Source organism: Nocardia sp. IFM 10818 (assembly GCF_054655275.1).
Genome location: NZ_BAAHJH010000001.1, coordinates 5804818 through 5826718, shown reverse-complemented (window position 1 = coordinate 5826718; position 21901 = coordinate 5804818). Strand labels below are relative to the sequence as shown.

General features: G+C 65.6%; 22 protein-coding genes. 9 read left to right on the top strand and 13 right to left on the bottom strand.

Annotated elements, in window-relative coordinates; all coding sequences use genetic code 11:
- Nucleotides 1-209: 209 nt before the first annotated feature.
- The gene (locus tag ACYQ5L_RS27160; RefSeq protein ID WP_459961095.1) at nucleotides 210-2180 is read left to right on the top strand and encodes a P-loop NTPase family protein; all 1971 of its coding nucleotides are present in this window, start codon (nucleotides 210-212) and stop codon (nucleotides 2178-2180) included.
- 57 nt (nucleotides 2181-2237) lie between these two features.
- On the opposite strand, the gene ACYQ5L_RS27155 is transcribed toward ACYQ5L_RS27160, so the two are convergent.
- On the bottom strand, nucleotides 2238-4556 hold the full coding sequence (locus ACYQ5L_RS27155; protein ID WP_459961094.1) for a GmrSD restriction endonuclease domain-containing protein: 2319 nt from the start codon (nucleotides 4554-4556) through the stop codon (nucleotides 2238-2240).
- 185 nt (nucleotides 4557-4741) lie between these two features.
- Here ACYQ5L_RS27155 and ACYQ5L_RS27150 point away from each other — a divergent pair, with 185 nt between their 5' ends.
- Both ACYQ5L_RS27150 and ACYQ5L_RS27145 read left to right on the top strand, forming a co-directional pair.
- Nucleotides 4742-5290 carry a hypothetical protein gene (locus tag ACYQ5L_RS27150; protein WP_459961093.1) on the top strand — a complete coding sequence of 183 codons (549 nt, stop codon included), beginning with the start codon at nucleotides 4742-4744 and terminating at the stop codon, nucleotides 5288-5290.
- A 2-nt stretch (nucleotides 5291-5292) separates the two neighbouring features.
- The gene (locus ACYQ5L_RS27145) at nucleotides 5293-6264 is read left to right on the top strand and encodes an exonuclease domain-containing protein (RefSeq protein ID WP_459961092.1); all 972 of its coding nucleotides are present in this window, start codon (nucleotides 5293-5295) and stop codon (nucleotides 6262-6264) included.
- Here the strand turns inward: ACYQ5L_RS27145 and ACYQ5L_RS27140 are convergent.
- The 5 genes from ACYQ5L_RS27140 to ACYQ5L_RS27120 all read right to left on the bottom strand — a co-directional run bounded on the left by ACYQ5L_RS27140 (nucleotide 6261) and on the right by ACYQ5L_RS27120 (nucleotide 9501).
- Nucleotides 6261-6569, bottom strand: coding sequence for a hypothetical protein (locus ACYQ5L_RS27140; RefSeq protein WP_459961091.1), 309 nt, complete (start codon nucleotides 6567-6569; stop codon nucleotides 6261-6263). The genes ACYQ5L_RS27145 and ACYQ5L_RS27140 overlap by 4 nt on opposite strands.
- The gene (locus ACYQ5L_RS27135; RefSeq protein WP_459961090.1) at nucleotides 6563-6808 is read right to left on the bottom strand and encodes a hypothetical protein; all 246 of its coding nucleotides are present in this window, start codon (nucleotides 6806-6808) and stop codon (nucleotides 6563-6565) included. The genes ACYQ5L_RS27140 and ACYQ5L_RS27135 overlap by 7 nt, the downstream gene beginning before the upstream one ends.
- A 142-nt stretch (nucleotides 6809-6950) precedes the next feature.
- Nucleotides 6951-7610 carry a hypothetical protein gene (locus tag ACYQ5L_RS27130; RefSeq protein WP_459961089.1) on the bottom strand — a complete coding sequence of 220 codons (660 nt, stop codon included), beginning with the start codon at nucleotides 7608-7610 and terminating at the stop codon, nucleotides 6951-6953.
- Nucleotides 7607-9217, bottom strand: a complete 1611-nt coding sequence (locus ACYQ5L_RS27125) for a hypothetical protein (protein WP_459961088.1) — start codon at nucleotides 9215-9217, stop codon at nucleotides 7607-7609. The genes ACYQ5L_RS27130 and ACYQ5L_RS27125 overlap by 4 nt, the downstream gene beginning before the upstream one ends.
- Nucleotides 9214-9501: a hypothetical protein gene (locus ACYQ5L_RS27120; protein ID WP_459961087.1), complete on the bottom strand. Its 288-nt coding sequence runs from the start codon at nucleotides 9499-9501 to the stop codon at nucleotides 9214-9216. The genes ACYQ5L_RS27125 and ACYQ5L_RS27120 overlap by 4 nt, the downstream gene beginning before the upstream one ends.
- Before the next feature lie 188 nt (nucleotides 9502-9689).
- Here ACYQ5L_RS27120 and gcvT point away from each other — a divergent pair, with 188 nt between their 5' ends.
- Nucleotides 9690-10790, top strand: a complete 1101-nt coding sequence (gcvT, locus tag ACYQ5L_RS27115) for a glycine cleavage system aminomethyltransferase GcvT (RefSeq protein ID WP_459961086.1) — start codon at nucleotides 9690-9692, stop codon at nucleotides 10788-10790.
- A 4-nt stretch (nucleotides 10791-10794) separates the two neighbouring features.
- On the opposite strand, the gene ACYQ5L_RS27110 is transcribed toward gcvT, so the two are convergent.
- Nucleotides 10795-11244, bottom strand: a complete 450-nt coding sequence (locus ACYQ5L_RS27110; protein ID WP_459961085.1) for a MarR family winged helix-turn-helix transcriptional regulator — start codon at nucleotides 11242-11244, stop codon at nucleotides 10795-10797.
- A gap of 29 nt (nucleotides 11245-11273) precedes the next feature.
- Between ACYQ5L_RS27110 and ACYQ5L_RS27105 the strand changes: the two genes are divergently transcribed.
- Nucleotides 11274-11804 carry a cupin domain-containing protein gene (locus tag ACYQ5L_RS27105; protein WP_459961084.1) on the top strand — a complete coding sequence of 177 codons (531 nt, stop codon included), beginning with the start codon at nucleotides 11274-11276 and terminating at the stop codon, nucleotides 11802-11804.
- A gap of 323 nt (nucleotides 11805-12127) precedes the next feature.
- Nucleotides 12128-13228, top strand: coding sequence for a branched-chain amino acid aminotransferase (locus ACYQ5L_RS27100; RefSeq protein ID WP_459961083.1), 1101 nt, complete (start codon nucleotides 12128-12130; stop codon nucleotides 13226-13228).
- 179 nt (nucleotides 13229-13407) lie between these two features.
- Here the strand turns inward: ACYQ5L_RS27100 and ACYQ5L_RS27095 are convergent, their stop codons facing one another.
- The 4 genes from ACYQ5L_RS27095 to erpA all read right to left on the bottom strand — a co-directional run bounded on the left by ACYQ5L_RS27095 (nucleotide 13408) and on the right by erpA (nucleotide 17659).
- Nucleotides 13408-14121, bottom strand: a complete 714-nt coding sequence (locus ACYQ5L_RS27095) for an MBL fold metallo-hydrolase (protein WP_459961082.1) — start codon at nucleotides 14119-14121, stop codon at nucleotides 13408-13410.
- Nucleotides 14122-14302: 181 nt separating this feature from the next.
- Nucleotides 14303-15571 (bottom strand): homoserine O-acetyltransferase/O-succinyltransferase family protein, encoded by a 1269-nt coding sequence (locus ACYQ5L_RS27090; protein WP_459961081.1) that lies wholly within the window; start codon nucleotides 15569-15571, stop codon nucleotides 14303-14305.
- Between the two features lie 493 nt (nucleotides 15572-16064).
- Nucleotides 16065-17039, bottom strand: coding sequence for a carbohydrate kinase family protein (locus ACYQ5L_RS27085; protein ID WP_459961080.1), 975 nt, complete (start codon nucleotides 17037-17039; stop codon nucleotides 16065-16067).
- A gap of 269 nt (nucleotides 17040-17308) precedes the next feature.
- Nucleotides 17309-17659, bottom strand: a complete 351-nt coding sequence (erpA, locus tag ACYQ5L_RS27080; RefSeq protein ID WP_379204445.1) for an iron-sulfur cluster insertion protein ErpA — start codon at nucleotides 17657-17659, stop codon at nucleotides 17309-17311.
- A gap of 220 nt (nucleotides 17660-17879) precedes the next feature.
- On the opposite strand from erpA, the gene ACYQ5L_RS27075 reads away from it, so the two are divergent.
- Nucleotides 17880-18533, top strand: a complete 654-nt coding sequence (locus ACYQ5L_RS27075; protein WP_459961079.1) for a DUF3043 domain-containing protein — start codon at nucleotides 17880-17882, stop codon at nucleotides 18531-18533.
- 417 nt (nucleotides 18534-18950) lie between these two features.
- On the opposite strand, the gene ACYQ5L_RS27070 is transcribed toward ACYQ5L_RS27075, so the two are convergent.
- A complete protein-coding gene (locus ACYQ5L_RS27070) occupies nucleotides 18951-19397 on the bottom strand; it encodes an SgcJ/EcaC family oxidoreductase (RefSeq protein WP_459961078.1) in 447 nt (148 codons plus the stop codon).
- Nucleotides 19398-19461: 64 nt separating this feature from the next.
- On the bottom strand, nucleotides 19462-19737 hold the full coding sequence (locus ACYQ5L_RS27065) for a hypothetical protein (protein WP_459961077.1): 276 nt from the start codon (nucleotides 19735-19737) through the stop codon (nucleotides 19462-19464).
- 203 nt (nucleotides 19738-19940) lie between these two features.
- Here ACYQ5L_RS27065 and ACYQ5L_RS27060 point away from each other — a divergent pair, with 203 nt between their 5' ends.
- Both ACYQ5L_RS27060 and ACYQ5L_RS27055 read left to right on the top strand, forming a co-directional pair.
- On the top strand, nucleotides 19941-20918 hold the full coding sequence (locus ACYQ5L_RS27060; RefSeq protein ID WP_459961076.1) for a helix-turn-helix domain-containing protein: 978 nt from the start codon (nucleotides 19941-19943) through the stop codon (nucleotides 20916-20918).
- A 315-nt stretch (nucleotides 20919-21233) separates the two neighbouring features.
- Nucleotides 21234-21851 (top strand): LysE family translocator, encoded by a 618-nt coding sequence (locus tag ACYQ5L_RS27055; RefSeq protein ID WP_459961075.1) that lies wholly within the window; start codon nucleotides 21234-21236, stop codon nucleotides 21849-21851.
- The last annotated feature ends 50 nt before the right edge of the window (nucleotides 21852-21901 follow it).

Sequence of the window (21901 nt, the reverse complement as noted above, 5' to 3'; positions counted from 1 at the left end):
CGGTCCATTGCCGGCCGCGTGCCGCAGTTTGATCTGATGCACCACTGACAATCCTTTCCCCACCCGAGGACAATCGCGGAAGCCTAACTTGTCCAGCGCTTGACCGATTCGGCGACGGATTCACGGAGTTGCCCGACTCGCAGTGGCGCTGCGACCATCCGAGAGGTCGCCTTTGGCCGTAACCCATCGATCTGCCACAGAAGGTGAAAGTGACAGCTCAATCCGGCGTCGAATACATCGGCTCCGAGTTCGCGGCCCTGCGCGACGAGATCCTCCCCATCCCGGGTGCCGACGACGGCTACCAGCGCGTGCTGCTGCTCGGGACCACGGGTGCGGGAAAGACGACGGTGGTCCGGCAGCTGCTGGGAACGCATCCCCGGACCGAACGATTTCCGTCCACGTCCACGGCCAAGACCACCGTCGCGGATATGGAATTGATCGTCAGCGAGCAGCCGGTTTTTCGCACGGCGATCACTTTCGCACCGCGCGCCGTTATCGAAACCCATCTACAAGAGAATGTGGTGGCTGCCGCGCTGGCGGCATTCGAGGGCAAGTCGGTGGAGAAGATCGGGCGGTCCCTGCTCGATCATGTCAACCAGCGCTTCCGCTTCAGCTACGTGCTCGGCCGGATCGTCGATCCGGCGGCCGACGACATCGATGACGATGACGATGGGCCCGAGGACAGCGAACCGGATCCCGCCGAATACGGCGACGTCGACTCAGAAAGCACCGCCCACGCGCTCACCGGCGCGGTGAGCGCAATCCGGGCGCTGATGAATCGGTATGCCACCGAGGCGCGTTCCCCTGTCGATGACGCCGACCTCCAGCGATTCGTCGAGTTGAACGCCGACGCCGACCTGCGCGAGTACCCGGAGTTCCATGACATCGTCGATCGACTGCTGGCCGAAATGGAAAAGCGTTTCGATGCGCTGGAAGTCGGTGATCTGCATTGCGATGTCGATGGCTGGCCGATCAGCTGGTCCTGGAGCAGCGACGACCGCCGCCACTTTCTCACCGTGGTATCGCGATTTTCCAGCAACAATGCCAAGTTGTTCGGTCGCTTGCTGACGCCACTCGTGAACGCGGTGCGCGTCAGCGGTCCCTTCGTACCCGGCTGGGCGACCACGCGACCGAAGCTGGTTTTGATCGACGGTGAGGGGCTCGGCCACACCGCCAAATCCGCGGCCACCTTGTCCACGCACGTCGCACGCCGACTCGATGAGGTGGACGCGGTGCTGCTCGTGGACAATGCGGAACAACCGATGCAAGCCGCCGCCGTTGCCGCGCTGAAGAGCATCGCGATGTCCGGGCACGCCGCGAAACTTCACTTCCTCTTCACGCATTTCGACCAGGTCAGGGGTGACAATCTCGATACCTTCAGTGCCCGCGAGGAGCACGTCCGCGAATCGGTCGCCAATGTGCTCGCCCTGTTCCGTGCCGAAGCGCAGCACGGTGACCAGGCGTTGGAAGCCGCCGAACGAGTCCTACGGCAGCGATTGGATCGTGCGGCCTATTTCGTCGGTGGAATCGACAAGCAGCTCAGCGACAAGAAAGCCGGTAAACGATCCATTCAGCAGCTCAATGCGCTGCTGGAGTTGATCGCGCACCCCGACCTGGCAGACGACACCGGCGAGGGACGGCCGGTCTATCGCACCGTTCAACTCGTGGACGGCATCACCGCGGCCACCTCGGACTTCCAGGCGATGTGGAAGGCCATGCTGTCGCTGGATTTTGAGGAAGGCGTGTCGCCCGCGCACTGGAGTCAGGTCAAGGCGCTGACCCGGCGCTTCGCATTCGCGATGGACGACCACTACGAGCACCTGCAGCCGGTCGCCGATCTGCGCGAAGGGCTCCAGCACCGGATCTACGGGCTACTCCAGCAGCCCGCCCGCTGGGTGGGCGGCACGCCGAATCCGAGCGAACAGCACGTTCTCATCGATCAGATCGCCAATGTCGTCGCCACGCCGCTGCTCGAACTGACCTCCCAGCTGCTCACGAAGGATGCGCGCGAAGCATGGATTCGCGCGTACGCGATCTCCGGGAGCGGATCGGTGACCAAGCGTGCGCGCACCATCGACGGTGAGGTGTTCGAAACCTACGTTGCTTCCGGCCGGCTCCTCGCCGAGGTGACGGAGATCGTCACCTCGGCGGCGCGGCGGGCGGGGGTTGTCTTCGAATAGGTCGGCCGGCGAACACTCGGCGCTCGCACCGGTTCCGCCGGAACCTTCGAAGTGCGCTCAGCCACGCGCCTTTCGGAACAGCGCGGCCTTCTCGTCATCCATCCAGTAGTAGCATTTGCCATCGCCCAGGTACTCCCAGGACCACATGTAGTGGCGCTGCACCTCGGCGCACAGCGTTCCAGGCCGGCTCAGCACGGCGGCTGTCGATTGACTGTTCGGCAGGTTCAATAGCTCGGCCAGTTCAGCGCCGGAGTACTGACGGCCCGGATTGTCGATCAGAATCGAGAACAGCCCCCGCGCCCGTGCGGTCAACAGGTCCCACACCTCTTCTGCCAGAACCGCATCCGCCGGTGTCCAGGGGCGGCGACGCCCCTGTGCGGCGTTGACCCTCGCGGTGGCCGGTGCGGATCGCGGCGTTTGTGCGGGCTGTGTGCCCGGCATCCCGGGTGCCGGCGATGACTGCGGTGTCCCGGTTCCGCTCATGGCCTCGGTGACGAGCGCCATCAACGCCTTTTCGCGCTCACCGATGAACCGCTGAAAATCATCGCGGCGCAGGGTTTCCGGATCGATCAGATGGGACTCGACATGCGTATGCAGACTCTGCTTGTCGACCCCGCCGTTCTTGGCCAGAGTGGACAGGTAGCTGGATGGCGCCGCGCCGCCGATCGAGCGGTTGGTGTAGGCAGACAGCGGAGTCTTGTTGAGGATCGAATCGCCCACGGTGCGGTCGATGCCCTGCCGGGCGCACCAGGCCTTCGGGAAGACATGGTGGATATCCACGGCCTCGTCGAAGTAGGTCGCGCCATTGATCGAATTCCCACTGAGCCAGTCCCGTGCGCCCGTCCGCAGCAGCAACGCGTAGATGCCCTTGTAAGCGGCACTGTTCCGACTCCGCAGGGCGCGTAGCCGTCCCGCGGTGAACTGGGCGTCGACGACCGTGCGGGGTTCGGCATCGGTTACGCACAGTGCCCAGTCGACGACATCGGGAAGATCACGGGCAAAACGGGTTTCGGTCGTCGAGCCGTACAGTTCGCCAAAGACGCCGGACCAGAACCAGCGTGCCACCTTCTGCCGGGCGGAGTGCGCGTTCCACTCCGAACCCAGCACGCTCAGGATCGCGGCCAGCGGAATCAACTGCGTACCGTACGGAACGAATCGGGTATCGAAGATGTGCTGCTCGTGCAGGAATTTCGCGGCAGCCAGCAGACCCTCCACAATCTGCTTGCTGTAGATCCGATACTCATCGAGCGGTAGCCGCAGGATGTCGGCGCGGCGGCAGCCCACGCGAGGCCCGCTGTTCGGATCGACGAGTCCGGCGGTCTCGCGGCGGCGAAATGTCGCCAGCAGGGTGACAGCCTGTAGGAAGTCGGTTTCCGATACCTGCTCCAGCACCCGGTACTTGCCGTCTCCCCAGGTCTCGCGGCAGCGTTCCCAATCCTTCCGCAGATCGAATTCGTCGGCCGCATAGGTGGCGGTGAGCAGTTCGAACACCGTCAGCGTGACACCGCCGGTATTGACCTTCTCGAAGACTTGGCACACCGCTTCCCGTGGTGTGGCTGCGGCCAGGTCCAGCACCGGGATCAGATACTGCTCGAACCGCTTGAGGATCTGGCGATTGAAGTTGCGCCACAGTTCGCGCGCTTCGGGGGAGTAGTTGTGCAACTCGCGGAAATGCTCTGCCCAATCATCGGCGTCGAATGCGCGGGTCATCGGGAACCATGCCGCTCGGCACTCTCCGTCGAGCGTGGAAAGATCGATGTCCACGGTGCGGCCGAAATTGGAGGTCACTCGCCGGTCGGTGGGGACGAAGCGAAACGCTTCTTCCCGGTCGGTGCCGTCGTCCAATGCGGCTCGCATATCCACGTAGAACCAGCCCTCGATGGGCTTCTTCTTCTCGTCGAGGGTGAGAATGGGCCGGTCCAGCATGAGGGCTTGATACATCGAAGTGAGTCGCTGCTGGCCATCGAGCAACAACCGCTCTGCCGATACCGTTGCCGGTAGTTCGACGCCCTCGAGCGGGCGCTGCTTGAACCGTGTCTCACCACCGGCGCGCAGCATCATCAAGGTCCCGACCGGAAAGCCCAGCGAGATGGAACTCAGGAGGCCACGAATGTTCGGTTCCGGCCACACCCAGCCACGCTGGAACTCCGGCAGTTGAATTCGGCCATCCCGGGCCTGATTCAGCAGATCCAGGAGGAACGGTTTCTCGATCTCGAAGGACTCGACGCTCAATGATGTCACTTTCACGCGGGAACAACAGGGAGACACCAAGTCTCGCTGCGTGACCTTATCAACCTGGGAGGCGACGGGGAGTTCGAAAGGGATACCTCGGATCGTGCGTTCTGACGGTCTGGTCACCGCGTCTGCCGGATGCAATCCGAGTCACCTCGATCCGAATCCCTGTTGTGTCTGATTCCCCCAGAATCAGACCGTCAAGTCTAATCATGCTCCCGCAGTGGGCATTTCATTCATGACCTGCTCATATGGCGTTGCGTGCGAGCCTGTCGGTGCCATGCTCTACCGTGTCTGGTTGCACACCGTCCGCTATCGAACGGAGCTTGATGAGCACCCCCGCAGCGACTGTTCTCTCACTGGTGGTCGTGCTGAACGAGGTGGGCAGCCGCCTTGTCGTCTGGCATGTGAATGTCGGGCAGGCCATTGGCCTTTCGCGGTTGTCCGGCGCGTGGGTGCTCGAACGGGACGAATCGGAGGCGATCACCACGCTGGTTGCCGGGCATCGGATTGTTCGCTGTGATGGTGAAATCACAGTGCCGGAGGGGATCTCGGTTTCGGGCATTGTCGACGTTGACGCGACCGTGCGTACCTTGCAAGCAGAGGTGGCCGAGATCGACGAGTTGTTCACCGCCCATCAGTCCACGGTCGCGAACAAACTGATTCGTCCGCAATGGCCGGAGTTCGTGCACCCTTCCGATGCGAGACAGCCGGTACATGATGTCAGCGACGAAGTTCGACCGGCACTGCTCTTGGCGCGGGGCATCGCGGATCTGGCCGAAGCCTGGTCCTCTCTTGAATCCTTGCGCCTCGCACGGTCGTTCCTCATCGATCACGGCGGTCCCGTCGCACGCCCCCTGCCTCTGACGGTTCGGTGACCATGGCGGGCCTGTCGTTCGCCGCCATCGATGTCGAGACCGCCAACTCCGCTCGCGGCAGCATTTGCGCCGTGGGTGTCACGGTGGTTCGTGAGGGTGTGCGGTTGGAGACCCATTCCTGGCTGTGTCGCCCACCCGCAGCTGTGGACTTCTTCGCGCGCCGCAATGTTCGCATACACGGCATTTCCTCTGCCGCGGTCGCGGACGAACCCGGGTTCGCGCAGCGTTGGCCGGAGATTCGGAGTGTGGTCGCTGAGCTGCCGCTGGTCGCACACAACGCGGGATTCGACAGCGGTGCCATCCGAGAAGCGTGCACCCACAGCGGAATCGAAGTTCCCGCCTGGGAATTCAGCTGCAGCCTGTATATCTCGCGGCGGCATCTCGACCTCGAGAGCTATCGACTTCCGAACGTCGCAGACGCCCTCGGCATCGAGTTGCTCACCCACCACAATGCGGCCGCCGACGCTGCCGCGGCAGCCGACATCGTGCTGGCTCTCGCAGCCCGAGCCGGGGTGAATTCCCTGGCCGAGCTCGAGCAATCAGGTGTAGACCGGCCCTACCGCGCACACCGGCCGAACCGCCGCCCACGCCGATCCTTCTTCCCCCGTGAGGAATTGATCGCCCCTGAGGTGACCGGCGCGGACCCGACCCACCCGCTCTACAACCAAACCGTTGTCTTCACAGGCGAACTCGCCTCCCTTACTCGCCAGGAAGCGTGGAACGCCATCGCGGCTCACGGTGCTACCCCTGCGAAAAACGTCACCCGCCGCACCACATGCCTGGTAATCGGTGACGGCTTCACCGGCCACGATCCCACCGCCTTCACTACCACCAAGGCCCGTCGCGCCGCCGAGCTCCAAACCCGAGGCCAACGGATCGAAGTCCTCGATGAGCAGCGCTTCCTCGCGCACCTCGACCGAACAGCGACGGCTCAGCCCGCATCAGCCCTCGTCGCTGCGCCCGATTACAACTAGCGACCGGTGGTTGAGACCAGAACGCCGACCACGACGAGGGTTACCAGCGCCCCGGCAGTCGAGATAGCGATGCCGGTTCCTGCTTGACGTGCTCGCCCGCCAATTGCCCAAAGAACGGCCACGACAAGGAGTTCGACTGCATACAGCAATGGGCCGAGGAACAGGAAGAACAAGAAGAACAGATGGAGCGTGATCGGTAGGACCACGTTCACGAATCCGCCGACGGCCGCCCACATGAACGATTGCCGCCCGAACCAGGGACCTCGCCCGAGCCGACTCGTCTCACCTTCGGCAGACATCACCATGTGATCCCGACGCCGCCGAGTACGAGCAGATAGAACACGACGCCCGCAGTCCACACTCCGCTGGTCGCGGCCATTGCCCACGCCAGGGCGCGCCATGTTCCTCTGGTTCGCCAGAGTAGGACCGCTGCCAGCGCCGCACTGATTGCCGCGGTGAGCATGAAGGGGCGAAGTGGCAGCCAGTGTTCGTCCACGTCGATCGACGCCGCGATTCGCCAGAAGACGAGCGTTTCCAGGAGCAACAGCGCCGGGACACTCCACGTCGATGCGACCCAGAATCGCTGCTCATCCGTGAATCGTGCTGGCTTCGAGGGCTTCTCGGTGCACGGAGGTATCGGTTCGAAGCTGGCCCACGTTGGCTCGGGCATCGCGTTGTCGGCCTTGCTACTTCGAGAAGCCGGTTGCTCGGATGGTTTGCTGGACCTCGGGTGTGTAGTACTCGGGCTCCAAGTAGATGTCGTATTTCAGCAGGGGCTTCCCGCGCTTCAGGTATGCCTCGACGCTGATGACGAGACCGCTTCGACCGACACCCATGGATACGACCTGCTGATAATCGGACTCGCCTTGGCTGTTTTCCTCCCACATGTCGACGCGCTTGGCATTGAGCCCCCAACGAGTGATGTCGTCGCGCAATTCCTCCAGGCACTCCTGCGGAGTTTCGAACGATCGCCAGTAGACGATGCCGGCGTAGGGTTTGTCGGCGCTCGGAGAGAGGAACATGATCGTGCTCGTCTCAACTGTCTCGGCTTGATCCGGACCCAGGAGTTCGAGGCTGATCATGGGCTGGTCGGCGCCGCCGATGATCGGACCGCGGTCCTGGCCTTCGAGACCGACTGCTGCCTTGGTGAGTTCATGGTTGCGCAAGTCGAATCGTGCGTGACGGGTTCTTTTGATCTGTGCGACCCCGGCATCGGTCAGTTGTGAGAACTCCGAGCTCGGCGGCATCGGCTCCTCCTTGCTGGAAGGGGTGGAACACGCAGTGGCGGTGAGGAAAAGCATCGCCGCAGCGGCTATCGAGCGGGTGAGGGTGGCGGAAAAGGTCATGGGCGGTATCCCCAATGCCAATTGAAGTGGGTCAAGATTTCGTCCCATCGGTTCGCCAGTCGCTGGTCGTCCATCCGAGTCCCGAAGTCGGAGGCGATGATTTCGCGTGCTCGAGCCGGATCCTCGGTCAGCAGTCGCTGGTATGCCGGAAGGGTGTCCTGCTCGATCAGCGCCCATCTCTGGTCGCGGTAGGAGATGTTTCCGTCCGGGAATGGGGTCACGACTTCCCCGGGGATCGGGCCGGGCAGGTCGATCGTCCGGGGAAACTCATCGGGGAACGTGTGGGCTCCGGGTATCGACGGAGCGCCGACTGTCGTCATGCCCCAGGTCACGAATCCGCCGGTATTCGGGCGTTCACGCATTACGTCGTAGTCATCGGCGATGATCTGCCACTGTTCACGCCACAGCAGATCCTTGTTGCCCAGCGCGATCAGCGCCGAATCGTCTCGGACGTATCCGTCGTGAATATTCTGCCAAGCCTTCTCCGCACGGGGATCCAGTAGTCCGGCGTCCGACATCCGTTCGATTTCGGCCATGCCGCCCGTGAGGTAGGCCTCGTGCATGGCAGCCTGATCGTTGAAGATGTTCTTCTGCATCCCGAGCAGAGTGGTTTCGTAGAAGCGGATCTCCTCGGCGGTGAGATGACCGAGCGGATTCTCGCCCGGAGTCGGCCAATTCGCCTCGCGAGCAGCGTCTTTCAGCATATCGAGATCGAAGAACCCACCCGCGAACGAGGGGCCGATCATGTTCGCCATGCCGGCCCACTGGAGCTCGGGGTGGTCCAGGAACAGGCGGCCATAGTACTGATAGACCTTGACGATGGTGTCCTTGTTGGCCTCCGCGCCCAATTCCGGCCGCCATGTGGCCGGGTCGATTCCGGCCTGCTCCAACGCCTCTCGTTGCCAGTAATGCTGGAGGAACGTCTTGTAGAACTTCTTGGTCGGGTCGAGCTTGCCGGAATCTACGGCGCTGTCGAGCAGCGTCTTGGCAGCATCGGGATGATGCTCGACCCATTCCCGGAATCGCGGGTCATTGATCAACGCTTGGACTTCGTCGGCGGACATCTGTGCTGTGGTGGATGGTGGTGTGTACTCGCGTCCCGAGGCCGCATCGTCTTTCGACGCGCGGATCTCGTCGGTCTTGGCGTCCAGCAAGACGGACACCGCTCGGTCCACATCGGTCAACTGCCGGAGCGCGCCGGAGATCTGCGCGATGTGATAGCTGCGTCGTTCCTCGTCCTTGCCGTCCGGGGTTGGTCCGACCTGCCAGTCGTCGCCGACAGTGAAGCCGTCGCCGATCGCTGTATCGACTGCGCCGATCGCGTGATCGCGGACGGACCGCAGCTGGCCTGCCGCGCTCTCGAGTGCATTCACCAGGTCTCGGACCGCGCCCACGATGCGCATGCCCATTCGGTGCTCGCGTTCGATTCGCTGATACGCCTGGGTGCCGGCCGCGCCGGTCCAGCCACCCGCGGCGATCTGGTCGGCTTCGCGCCAGGCCGCGTCCAGGGTCTGGACCGTGTGGTCGGCGCCCTTGGCGAGGATTGCGGCGCGATCCGACAGTGATTCCGGGCGCCAGCGGCGTACCGCGCCGACCGTGTACGTCATCGCCGCCCCATTTTGGCCAGCTGTTCGGCCCATTGCTGGTCGGTGACCTGATAGGTGTCGTTGGCGCCGCGCGTCAGCTTTCCGAGGCTGTCGAAGTGATAGGCGACTTCCAGGTACGCCTCGTAGACGTCGGTGCCCATATCGCGCAGAGCCGCCTCGGACAGGGACCCCGGCATTTCGCCTTCCAAGTCGGCGATGCCTTCCCTGGGCACGGTCTTGATCTCGCGGGAGGTCTCCAGCCATGCTTTTTCCAGCCGGTGCAGGAGTTCGATATCGACGTACATCGTGGAATCTCCCTCCCCGGATGTGCGGTCAGCTAACTTTCCGCAGACTCTATCGCAGATCATGACCTTGATAGCTGTCTGCCATCACTATCGACGCAGGTCAGGTCGTGAAGGTTCCGCTCGGATCGGGCCGTCGAATCCGGTCGGGCGAATCACACGCAATCGGGTCGACCGATAAGCTCCCTGGGGTGACCGACGAGAAGCTGCTGCAAGGCCCTATCCACGCTGTCCATGTCGAGCTCGGCGCTACTTTTGCCCCCTTCGGTGGGTGGGAGATGCCTGTTTCCTATGCGGGGACGGTGGGTGAGCACACGGCCGTGCGGACCACGGTGGGTGTGTTCGATGTGAGTCACCTCGGCAAGGCCACCGTGAAGGGGGCCGGTGCGGCGGAGTTCGTGAACTCGGCGTTGACCAATGATTTGAATCGGATTCGGCCGGGGAAGGCGCAGTACACCTTGTGCTGCACGCCCGAGGGTGGGGTGATCGATGATTTGATCGCCTACTACGTGAGCGATGACGAGGTCTTCCTGGTGCCGAATGCGGCGAATACCGCGACCGTGGTGGCAGAGCTGCAGCAGGTGGCGCCGGAGGGGGTGACCGTCACCGACGAGCATCGGAGTTATGCGGTGTTCGCGGTGCAGGGGCCGAAGTCGGCGGAAGTGCTTGCGGCGCTGGGTTTGCCGACCGATATGGAGTACATGGCTTACGCCGATGCCGAATGGGAGGGGCGGCCGGTTCGGGTGTGCCGCACCGGGTATACGGGTGAGCACGGGTATGAGTTGCTGCCGCGGTGGGAGGACGCGGAGGCCGTGTTCCGGGCGCTGGTGGCGCAGGTGCAGGCGGCCGGTGGGCAGCCGGCGGGGCTGGGGGCGCGCGATACGCTGCGCACCGAGATGGGGTATCCGTTGCACGGACATGAACTGTCCGTGGATATTTCGCCGGTGCAGGCGCGCTGTGGGTGGGCGGTCGGCTGGAAGAAGGCGGAGTTCTGGGGGAAGGACGCGCTGGAGAAGGAGAAGGCGGAGGGGCCGCGGCGGCTGCTGCTCGGGCTGAAGGCCAAGGATCGCGGCGTGCTGCGGCAGGGGCAGGCCGTGTTGCGCGGGGGCGAACAGGTTGGTGAAACCACTTCCGGGACTTTCTCTCCCACGCTCAAGATCGGTATCGCACTGGCTCTGATCGATACCGCGTCCGGGATCGCGCCCGGTGACGAGGTGGAGGTCGATGTGCGCGGTCGTCGGTTGCGCTGCGAGGTCGTGCGGCCGCCGTTCGTGGAGGCGCGCACCGCCTGACCGTTCACGAACGGTTCGAAACCCGCTGTGCGAGGGCGGATTGCGACCTGCTCAGCAGGCGCCGCAGTTCCGCGATGCCGTCCTCGCCCAGCTCCGCGCGCAGTCCGTCCTCGATGGACTTGATTTGCCGCGCGGCGAAAGTCAGTGCGGCGTGCCCGGATTCGGTGGCGACCACCAGCCGGGCGCGCCGATCCTCCGGGTCGACGCGGCGTTCTACGTAACCGCAGTTCTCCAGGTGTGTCACCAGCTCGCCCATCGACTGCTGGGTCATGCCGGCGGACTCGGCCAGTGCCGTGACGCGCGATCCCTCCGGGGCCAGGTGCCGGAACACCGCGTAGTGGGCGGGCCGGAGGCTCTCGTCCAGCTCCAGGCGTAGCTCGTGGTTCAGCTCCTGCTCGAACGCGTGGGTTACCTGCACGAGCAGTTTCAGAAGGCTGGGATCGACTGTTGACACGATATGAAGGTTACCTTTATATCTGGGATATGGAAACTCTCACCTTCCGCAATGGTCACCAGGTGACGCTGGTCGAGCGCGGATCCGACGAGCGCGGGCCGTACCTGCGGCTGCGGCATCTCCTGCCGGAACCCGGGCGGCAGGCCGGACCGCACTGGCATCCGGTGCTGACCGAGCGGTGGACGGTGCGGCAAGGGCGGCTGCGATTCCGGATCAATGGATCGGAAATCGTTGCTGAGGAGGGTGATTCGCACTTTGCGCCAGCCGGTACGGTGCACCGGTTCGCGAGCGAATTGCCCGACACCGTCATCGACCATGAAATCCGCCCGCCCCTGCGGCACTGGGAGATGTTCCGGCTCTGGCAGGCCCTCGACGCCGCCGGTCGCACCACGCGCGGGGGCACGCCCCGCAACCCGCTGGCCCTCGCGCTGCTGTGGGACTACCAGGACGGCTACCTGGCCGGTATCCCCGCTCCGGTGCAGCGGGTGGTGCTCGGCGGACTGGCCGGCCTGGCTCGCCGCCTCGGCTACGAAGAACGCTGGCTGCCGAGCCGGGTATGACCTGGCTACCGAGCCGGGCATGAATTGGCTGCCGCGCCGGGTATGAGCCGCGCGGGACCGGTCGCCCTCAACCCGCCGTCATCCCTGCTGGCGAGCAGGAGCGGCCCACGACCGGCGGCCTGAAGCGCACCCGATCCGAAGCCACCGGGTTCGTCCTCTTCGCCGGTTCGAGCGTCCTGGCCGGCAGGTTGCGCTATAGGCGGCAAGCTGGCCCGGCTTTCCTGGTCTCTCCTGCCAGAAAACCGCACCGATGTGCGATTCGACCCGAGAAAGTTGGGTAGGCGGCAAGGGCGTGTCGAGCCGGGCGAATTAGACTCCCGAACATGACAGTTGCCGCCCAGTTCACGCGCACCCCGCACCCCGCACCCGTCCCCGTGGACCGGCGGCAGGAGATTCTCGCGGAGCCCGGGTTCGGGCGGTTCTTCACCGACCACATGGTGTCGATCGACTACGTCGACGGCGAGTGGATCAACCCCCGCGTCGAGCCCTACGGCCCGCTGTCCATGGATCCCGCGACCATGGTCTTCCACTACGGCCAGGCCATCTTCGAGGGCCTCAAGGCCTACCGCCAGTCCGACGGCAGCATCGCCACCTTCCGCGTCGACGCCAACGCCGCCCGCTTCCGCCGCTCCGCCGCCCGCATGGCCATGGCCGAGCTCCCGGACGAGCTGTTCATCGAATCCATCCGCCAACTGCTCGAGGCGGACGCGGACTGGGTCCCGCAGGCCGGCGGCGAGGAGTCGCTCTACCTGCGCCCGTTCATGTTCTCCACCGAGTCCGGCCTCGGCGTGAAGCCCGCCAACGCCTACAAGTACCTGCTGCTCGGTTCCCCCGCCGGCGCCTACTTCTCCGGCGGCCTCAAGCCCGTCCGCGTCTGGCTCTCCACCGAATACGTTCGCGCCGCCCCCGGCGGCACCGGCGAAGCCAAGGTGGCCGGCAACTACGCCGCCTCCCTCCTCGCCCAGCAGCAAGCCGCCGAAAAGGGCTGCGACCAGGTCGTCTGGCTCGACGCCTGCGACCACGCCTACGTCGAGGAAATGGGCACCAACAACCTGTTCTTCGTCTTCGGCTCCGGCTCCGACGCCCGCCTGGTCACCCCCGAACTATCCGGCTCCCTCCTCCCCGGCATCACCCGCGACTCCCTCATCACCCTCGCCGCCGACGCCGGCTACCCCGTCGAAGAGCGCAAGATCTCCGTCGAGGAATGGCGCAAGGGCGTCGAATCCGGTGAAATCACCGAGGTTTTCGGCTGTGGCACCGCCGCCGTCGTCATCCCGGTCGGCTCCGTCAACTCCGCCGACGGCGAATTCACCATCGGCGGCGGCGAACCCGGCGAAGTCACCATGGCCCTCCGCGAAACCCTCACCGGCATCCAACGCGGCACCTTCGCCGACACCCACAACTGGATGCGCACCCTCGCCTGATCTCGGAATACCGAAAAGCGCCCGCCCCGAGAGAATTCGGGGCGGGCGCGTTTACATTTGGTGGAGTGGGCGGCGCACCCCTCGAGGTAGCGAGCTAGCCGAGCTGCGATCGCGTTGGGCCGCAAGGTGCGCAACGCGTCTGTTTCACGGGAGCGGGCCGCCCGGTCCCCCGCGAGTGCTCAGCTCGGCATGAACATGCGCCATTGGTCGAGGGTTTTGGGGCGCATGACGTAGTTGTGGTCGCGGATGTGGGAGAGGGTGGCGCTGGGTTCTTCGGAGTACCAGTGGCCGGGGTAGACGACGGGGTCACTCTTCAGGTCGGCCAGGTAGCGGAGGCTGCGGAACATGGCGTCGGAGTCGCCGCCGGGGAAGTCGGTGCGGCCGCAGCCGTCTACGAAGAGGGTGTCGCCGGCGATCAGGCGGTTTTCGAATAAGAAGCACTGGGAGCCGGGGGTGTGGCCGGGGGTGTGGAGGAGTTCTATTTCGAAGGTGCCTACCGGGACCTTGTCGCCGTGGGAGTGGCCGGTGAGTTCGCTGGGGGCGATGCCGGTGACGTTGGCTACCCAGGGGAGTTCCTCGGTGTTGACGTGGACTGCTACGTCGGTTTTCTCGAGGAGTTCCTTGACGCCGCGGAGGGTGAAGCCGAGCATGGTGCCGCCGACGTGGTCGGGGTGGTGGTGGGTGGCCAGGACGCCGGTGAGGCGCATGCCGTCGGCCTCGGCGACGTCGACGAGTTGGGCGGCCTCGTAGGCCGGGTCCACGACCACGCATTCGCCGGTTTCGCGGTCGCCGATCAGGTAGGCGAAGTTGCGCATCTGCGTGGCGATGGGATCGCCGACGGCCCAGTCGCGGCCGGAGAGCAACTGGCGAAAATACAAACGGTCCGAGGCCATGGGGCACAGCCTATTGCGCGTCGGCCCCGCCACCACACTCGGATCCGCGCGAAACGCGGTCGAGTCGCGACATCCCGGGCACTCGGACTGGACGAGTGATCACCGGGAATTGGTGGCGGCATCGGTCGAGAAGCCGCCGCCACCAGTTCCCGGTCGGCGCTGTTTCAGATGTGAGGGGCGGTCAGGCGGCGAGGAGCTCGTCGGGGTTGCACTGCTCGTAGACTGCCTGGAGCCAGTTGGCGAAGAACTGGCGGGAATGGGCGGACCAGTCTCGAGCCGTGTCGGCGTAGCCCGATGGCAGCGGGAAGTTGTCGAGGAGGGCTGGGTCGCGTTGGGTGCGAACGAGTTCGGCGTGCCGGACCAACTCGGCGTGGGTGGCGGCGGGGAAGTAGCCGACGGGGATCCGAGGGAAGGGGCGGGTCGGGTCGGCCAGCCAGCGGCGGAGGTCGCGGCGGTATTCGCGGGCCATCGTGTCGGCGAAGTACTCCGGGTGGCCCTGGAGGAAGACGTGGCGGAGACCATCGGGTGAGGTCGCCAGCTGCCATTGGGCCTCGGGGGAGTCCAGCAGGATGGGGACGCCCGCGGCGCGGAGATCTGCGGAAGTCATTTCGTTCCAGCGGGAATGGGGGACCAGGATCGGTCCGGACATGCCCGTGGTGAGGCGTGCGCCCACATCGGTGGCGGTGGGGTCGAAAGCGTTGAGCGGGTGCACCGATTCGCTGTCCGCGAGAACACTGTCGGCAAGGACAAGAGGCGGCTCGGCGACGGCCCGCGCGCCGGCGCGGCCGGATTCCACCGTATGCGCGAAGAGCCCGTGGCGGCGGTGGGGAAGGCGGTGGCGCTCCAAGCCGTACAGCAGATGCAGTGCCGCGTGGGCGGACTGGCAGGAGAAGAGCAGTGAGGTCGCGGCGGAGCACTCCTGGAGAATGCGGGCGATGATGCGCAGACTCGGTTCGGTGCCGATGGTGGTGCCGAGCGGTTCGCTGCCGCTGACGATCAGGGCGTCCATGGCGGTCAGGGCCGGCCAGTCGATCTCGTCGGTGGGGGTGCTCGGGTCGATGCCGAATACTGTCGTCTCGACTTCGGGGAATCGGGCGGCCGAGGCGCCGGCCTCGGAGAAACTGGCCGTCGACACGTCTGCGGAAGCGATCGAGGGGACATCGGTGCGGACTGCTGTCGCGGCCCCGGCGGAGCCGGCCTCGAGATAGGCGGAACCCGAGGGCGTGGCAAAGGGCGTTTTCTCGCGGTCGGTGAAAACCGTTGCCTCGGGGTCGGCGAGAACCTTCACCTCGGGGTCGGCGAAAGCTGTTGTCCCCATGCCGGATGCGAGACCGGCCGGGGGATCGGTGCGGGCTTCCGAGCCTGCGACCGCAGCCAGGAACACCCGCCGCGTCATGCTGTCCGGCGACATCGAGATCAAGTCGACGAGGCCGACTCGTACCACCATCATCAGGTCCTTCGAAACGTGCTGTCATACAAAGCGCGGTCCAGGACCGCAGTGATCACCCTGGCGGCACGAGGTTCCGACCGTTGATCACGCGGTCAGTGTGACGGACGAAAAAGTCGGCCAGGTTACGAAATCAGCGCGCCGAATCGACAACTCTCGACGAGAAGTTTGCAGGTCAGATGCCCAATGGTCGAACCCCGGCTGCGTCGCCTCTCAGCGGCCCTCGCACACCTGCTCCACCCCGTCGCACCCACCGCCTGCGGGCGTCCGCCTCAAGGACAAGGTCGCCGGCACGGGGAACACGATCGAGATCCAGGACGGCTCCGGCCTGTCCGAGGAGCGCGGCAAGGCCGCGCAATCGAGGTGTCGCGTACAAGGCCGCGCCGCGCTGGATAGTGCTCAGCGCGGCGCGGATCTGCGGGTGGCTGTCAGCCGATCCGGCGCGGATGAACCGGCCGGACAGTGGTTGATTCAGCTGTGTGGCAAGGGAATCGACTCAGGGCCGCAGAATCGCTTCGATCTCGGCCGCTGCTTCGGCGCCGTAAGCGGCGCGCAGGCGCTTCATGGCGACGTCATGGTCGAGGGTCCATTCCTGGGTGCCGACGGTTTCCAGGATGAGGACTGCGATGAGCGAACCGAGCTGGGCGGAGCGTTCCAGGGACAGGCCGGCGGTGTGGCCGGTGAGGAAGCCCGCGCGGAAGCCGTCACCGACGCCGGTGGGGTCGACCTTGGCGGTGTCGGGGACCACGTCGACATGCAGTTCGGTGCCATCGCGGTCGACGATCTTGGCGCCCTTGGCGCCCAGGGTGGTGACGCGAATGCCAACGCGCTCACCGATTTCCGCCTCGGTGAGGCCGGTCTTCTGCAGCAGCAGGCCCCACTCGTACTCATTGGTGAACAGGTAGGCGGCGCCGTCGATGAGCGAGAGCGCCTGTTCGCTGTCCAGGCGCGCCAGCTGCTGGGAGGGGTCGGCGGCGAAGGGGATGCCCGCGGCGCGGCTCTGCTCGGTGTGCAGCACCATGGCGTCCGGATCGTTCGCGCCGACCAGGACCAGCGACAGGTCGCGGCCCTGCGCCAGGTCGCCGATGGAGATATCGCGCGCCTCGCTCATGGCGCCGGGGTAGAAGGAGGCGATCTGCGCCATGGTCTCGTCGGTCGTGCACACGAACCGTGCGGTATGCGCGGTGCTGGAGACCCGCACCGCCGAGCAGTCGACGCCGTTGTCCTCCAGCCAGCTGCGGTATTCGCCGAAATCGGGGCCGACCGCGCCGACCAGCAGCGGGCGCCGGCCCAGCAGGCCCATGGCGTAGGCGATATTGCCCGCCACGCCGCCGCGCCGGATCACCAGATCGTCGACGAGGAAACTGAGTGAGACGTGCTGCAGCTGATCAGCCAGCAGCGCATCGGAGAACTTGCCGGGGAAGCGCATCAGGTGGTCGGTCGCAATGGAAGCGGACACGGCGATGGTCACGAGCGTCGATCCTTCGATGACGTGCGCTGCACACACCTGTATGCGGAACGGCAGACGCGGGGCCGGTGGACGGGGGAGATGCGACCGCAGTGCCCGTTATGGGCAGAGATCGCACCTAAAAAATACACTGTCCGAGACGGGGTTGACCCCACTCTCCGGGGCGCTGTCACCCTTTCCGAAAGTTCGGTGGCGCAGCGCCCGAGAGCCGGGCCCGGGCACACAACAGCGCGGAACCTCCGCAAGGGATGTTCCGCGCTGATGGCGCTATCTCAGTTGAAGCTGTCGCCGCAGGCGCAGGAGCCGGTGGCGTTCGGGTTGTCGATGGTGAAACCCTGCTTCTCGATGGTGTCGACGAAGTCGATCGACGCGCCCTGCACGTAGGGGGCGGACATGCGGTCGACGATCAGCTTGACGCCGCCGAATTCGACGGTCAGATCGCCATCGAGGTTGCGGTCGTCGAAGAAGAGCTGGTAGCGCAGGCCGGCGCAGCCACCCGGCTGCACGGCGATGCGCAGGGCCAGGTCGTCACGGCCTTCCTGATCCAGCAGCGCCTTCGCCTTCGAGGCGGCAGCGTCGGTCAGAGTCACACCGTGAGTGGTGGTCTCGTTCTGCACAGTCATGAACTCTCCTAAAGGACCAATAGTCAACCCGTGAGAGACGCACGGCTCGCTGGCTGTCAACGCCACTTCGCTCGTGGCTATTCCCAATCCTACGCGGCGGAGTTTGCGCCGCCAGGAGCAGGGATTGGGGTCGCCGGAGAGTAGCGCGGACGGCGGCCGGGGGCACAATCGGACGGACCAGGTTTTTCAGGCGGACGCGTCATCGAATAGCCTGGTCGGCGTGAAGTTCCTGCGCCGTGGCGAGTCCACCCCCACCTCCGACACCTCCACCGCCGATTCCGGTGGTGCGGCGACGGTCGCGGAGCGGCCGGTCACCGCCGGAAAGGGGCGTCCGACCCCGAAGCGCCGCGAGGCCGAAGGCCGCCGTCGCGGGCCGGTCGCGCCCGCACCCAAAACCTCCAAGGAGGCCCGGGCGCGTCGCAAGGCGCTGCGCGGGAACAAGGAGGAGCGCAAGGCCGCCTCGGCCCAGCGCCGCGCCGATGTGCAGGATCGCCGGGCCCGCATGCTCGCCGGCGAGGAGCAGTACCTGCTGCCGCGCGACAAGGGGCCGGTGAAGGGTTACGTGCGTGACATCGTGGACGCGCGCCGCAATCTGCTCGGCCTGTTCATGCCGCTCGCGCTGGTGCTCATCGTCAGCATGATCCTGACGCCCGCCCTGCAGGCCATCGTCACCCTCGGCATGCTGGTCATGATGCTGTTCATGATCATCGAGGGCATCATCCTCGGCCGCATCGTGAACAACCGCGTGCGCGAACGCTTCCCGGATGCCACCGATTCGAGCTTCTCGCTCGGCTGGTACGCCTTCGTCCGCGCCTCGCAGGTCCGCCGCATGCGTGCCCCGAAGCCCCGCGTCAGCCCGGGCGACAGCGTTTGATTCAACTCCCGCCACGGCAAACGGGCCCCGGCCCGTCAGCTTTGGCTATGACAAGCGGCCCGCGCTCGCGGCTCGCGGGCCACGGTTCGCGTGTGAATGCGATGACTCGAGATCCGGGTTCATGGCCCAAGTCTCGTTCGCGGCTCGCAGCCAACAGCCGCAGGTAAGGTTCCTGGCCATGTTTTCCGGTGTGCGGCTTGAAACGCGCGGCACGCGCACTGGAAAGCGCTGGCTGTGCTGTGCTGAGAACGTGTGAAGCGGCCCGCGCTGGATACGTGCGATGGCCCGCAGCTAGATACTGCGGGCCATCATCGCGTTGTGGGCTGTGACTTGGCACGGTAGGCCGTACGGTCTGGGCTGTTGTCGAAACGCGAGTTGCGCATCGGGCATTCGCCGGTCTACCGGCAATGCCGTGCGCTACTTCTGCGGGATGAGGGTGTTCTGGCGGGCGGCGGTCCACCAGCGGCCGTCCTGTTTGGTGAGGACGTAGAGGGCGATCATGGCCGGGTCCTGGTCGATGAGGGCGCCGTCGGGGGTGGTGGCGCGGGCGACCTTGTGGGCGATGGCGACGTCGGGGCGCAGGAAGGTGATGTCCAGGACGTCGTAGCGGGCGTACTCGTCCTTCAGGAAGCCGGCGAGGCCGGCTTGGTTGGCCGCGAGCAGGGCCTCGCGGCCAACCATCAGAGTGCCCATGGCGTTGACGACCGCCGCGTTGGCGGTGAAGTCGGCGGTCATGAGCTCGGCGTCATTGGTGTTGTAGGCGGTTTCGACATTGGTGATGATCTGTTCGATGGCGCGGATGTCGTCCTCGTGGTCGACGGTGGTGTCCACGACGGTCGGCGCCTGGGTGCTCGCTGTGCTCATGAAACGATCTTGAATCCTCAACAACGGTTCAGGTCAAGCTGTTTCGGTGTGCGGCGGATCATGCTCAGCCGCGCTTGCCGAACAGGTAGTCGAGTTCTTCGATGCTCGAGCGCATCGAGGCGATGGCGCGCAGTTCCCCGGCGGCGCGGTCGTGATCGCGGTCGAAGACGTTGGTGGATCCGGCCAGGTTCCAGCGGATGCTGTCGTGGTGGAACGGAATGGCCCGTCCAGCCGCGGCCAGGAGGGCGACGAATCGGGTGAATACGGTGGTGGCTTCGGTTTCGGTGTGGTCTTCGGTGCTGCCGCGTACGAGGGACGCGGGGGCGGTGATGGTGGTCATGATCAGGCCTCGCCTTCATGGGATTCGGTTGTGCCCCACGCCATGGCGGCGTAGGTGAGGTAGCCGAGCGCGCTCATGAACGTCCCGGCGGTGACGATTGCGGTGATGCCTTGCATGGCAGTAAGTTTTCTCTAGAACAGTTCCTGCCAACAGTGGCTGTTCTGACATTGATCGCAAAGATTCAGCCAGGTATGGTGAGACCTATGTTGTCGAAGGTCGCCGTCGTGTTGAACGACCGCCTCGCCATGTTCGAATTCGGCGTCGTCTGTGAGGTTTTCGGTCTGGACCGGACCGGGGACGGGCTGCCGGGCTTCGACTTCCGGGTGTGCGGGGCCGAGCCGGGCAAGCCGCTGAACAGCACGTCTCCCGGGATCACGCTGACTCCGGAATACGGTCTGGAAGAGCTGCGGGACGCGGATCTGGTGGCGATTCCGGCCTTTCCGTTCGCGGCGGGCAAGAATCTCGACGAGCGCGTGGTCGACGCCGTGCGCGATGCCTCGCAGCGCGGGGCCACTGTGCTCACCGTGTGTTCCGGGGCTTTCCTCGCCGGTGAAGCCGGACTACTGGACGGGCGCAAGTGCACCACGCACTGGCGCTATGTCGAGCAACTGGCGCAACGGTATCCGCTGGCCACGGTCGATCCGGATGTGCTGTTCGTCGACGAGGGCAACCTCATCACCAGCGCCGGCACCGCCGCCGGCATCGATGCCTGCCTGCACCTGGTGCGGCGCGAACTCGGCAGCGCCGCCGCCAATGGCATCGCCCGCCGCATGGTGGTGCCCCCGCAGCGCGACGGCGGGCAGCGGCAGTTCATCGAGCGCCCCGTCGTCGAATGCAGCTCCGACAGCCTCAGCGAAACCCTGCACTGGATGGGCGAGAACCTCGAACTCCCGCACACCGTCGAATCACTCGCCGCCCGCACGGCCATGTCCACCCGCACCTTCGCCCGCCGCTTCGCCGCCGAAACCGGCACCACACCGGTGAAATGGCTGACCGGCCAGCGCATCCTGCTCGCCAAGCACCTCCTCGAAGACACCGACATCGACCTGGAGACCCTGGCCCACCGCTGCGGCTTCGGCTCCGGAGCCCTCCTGCGCCACCACTTCCAGCGCCTCGTAGGAATCGCCCCGGTCGAATACCGCCGCCGATTCGGCGCGCGCGTGCCGACCCCCGCCCACTGACCGGCTGCGCGCGCCGCCCCTCCGGTACGCGGCCCCTAGACCGCGGTCTGAAACGACATCGACCGGGAACTGGTGGCGGGGGCTTCTCGGGCGATGCCGCCACCAGTTCCCGGTGATCGCACGTCCAGCTTGGTATCGGTGCGTCGGGCCGGCGTGTTCGCGCTTGGGCACCGGTTCCGCGGAACCGCGAGTGAGGTCGCACTCGCGGGAGGCCGAATCGTGTGCTCGCATAGGTCGGGACGGCGTAGGAGTCCTGGCGCCAGCCGGTGAAATCGAGGGTGTTGTCTGGGGCTTTGTCCGGTTAGCGTGTGGGGGATGAGCATTGAGTTTCTGCTGACGACGCTCGTCATTGTGGCGACGCCGGGCACGGGGGTGCTGTTCACGCTGGCCGCGGGGTTGTCGCGGGGGGTGCGGGCCAGTGTGGTGGCGGCATTCGGGTGCACGCTCGGGATCGTGCCGCACATGGTGGCGGCGATTACCGGGTTGGCGGCGCTGTTGAATGCGAGTGCGGTCGCGTTTCAGACGTTGAAGTATCTGGGTGTCGCGTATCTGGTGTACATGGCGTGGATGACCTTGCGGGACAAGGGGGCTCTCGCGGTGCCGGAGGAGAGCGCGGGGGCGGCGCCGTCGGCCGGGCGGGTGATCCTGTCGGCCGTGCTGCTGAACGTGCTGAATCCGAAGCTGACGATCTTCTTCTTCGCGTTCCTGCCGCAGTTCGTGCCCACCGGGTCGACCAATGCCACCGTGCGCATGCTGGAGCTGAGCGCGCTGTTCGGGCTGGCGACATTCGTCGTGTTCGCGGTGTACGGGGTGTGCGCGGCGGCCGTGCGCAACCATGTGATCTCGCGGCCCGCGGTGGTGAACTGGGTGCGGCGGGTGTTCGGCGCGTCGTTCCTCGCGCTGGCCGGGCGGCTCGCGGTGCAGAACCAGTAGCGGGAGACCGTGCCTAGGCGGCGGGGCGACGGGCGCGGTTGATACCGTTC

Excerpts from the sequence above, each read along its gene's own strand:
- ACYQ5L_RS27150 (WP_459961093.1), top strand. The coding sequence starts at position 4,742 with ATGAGCACCCCCGCAGCGACTGTTCTCTCACTGGTGGTCGTGCTGAAC.
- ACYQ5L_RS27145 (WP_459961092.1), top strand. The coding sequence starts at position 5,293 with ATGGCGGGCCTGTCGTTCGCCGCCATCGATGTCGAGACCGCCAACTCC.
- ACYQ5L_RS27140 (WP_459961091.1), bottom strand. The coding sequence starts at position 6,569 with ATGGTGATGTCTGCCGAAGGTGAGACGAGTCGGCTCGGGCGAGGTCCC.
- ACYQ5L_RS27130 (WP_459961089.1), bottom strand. The coding sequence starts at position 7,610 with ATGACCTTTTCCGCCACCCTCACCCGCTCGATAGCCGCTGCGGCGATG.
- ACYQ5L_RS27125 (WP_459961088.1), bottom strand. The coding sequence starts at position 9,217 with ATGACGTACACGGTCGGCGCGGTACGCCGCTGGCGCCCGGAATCACTG.
- ACYQ5L_RS27120 (WP_459961087.1), bottom strand. The coding sequence starts at position 9,501 with ATGTACGTCGATATCGAACTCCTGCACCGGCTGGAAAAAGCATGGCTG.
- ACYQ5L_RS27105 (WP_459961084.1), top strand. The coding sequence starts at position 11,274 with ATGGAAACTCTCACCTTCCGCAATGGTCACCAGGTGACGCTGGTCGAG.
- ACYQ5L_RS27100 (WP_459961083.1), top strand. The coding sequence starts at position 12,128 with ATGACAGTTGCCGCCCAGTTCACGCGCACCCCGCACCCCGCACCCGTC.
- ACYQ5L_RS27095 (WP_459961082.1), bottom strand. The coding sequence starts at position 14,121 with ATGGCCTCGGACCGTTTGTATTTTCGCCAGTTGCTCTCCGGCCGCGAC.
- ACYQ5L_RS27090 (WP_459961081.1), bottom strand. The coding sequence starts at position 15,571 with ATGATGGTGGTACGAGTCGGCCTCGTCGACTTGATCTCGATGTCGCCG.
- erpA (WP_379204445.1), bottom strand. The coding sequence starts at position 17,659 with ATGACTGTGCAGAACGAGACCACCACTCACGGTGTGACTCTGACCGAC.
- ACYQ5L_RS27070 (WP_459961078.1), bottom strand. The coding sequence starts at position 19,397 with ATGAGCACAGCGAGCACCCAGGCGCCGACCGTCGTGGACACCACCGTC.
- ACYQ5L_RS27065 (WP_459961077.1), bottom strand. The coding sequence starts at position 19,737 with ATGACCACCATCACCGCCCCCGCGTCCCTCGTACGCGGCAGCACCGAA.
- ACYQ5L_RS27060 (WP_459961076.1), top strand. The coding sequence starts at position 19,941 with ATGTTGTCGAAGGTCGCCGTCGTGTTGAACGACCGCCTCGCCATGTTC.
- ACYQ5L_RS27055 (WP_459961075.1), top strand. The coding sequence starts at position 21,234 with ATGAGCATTGAGTTTCTGCTGACGACGCTCGTCATTGTGGCGACGCCG.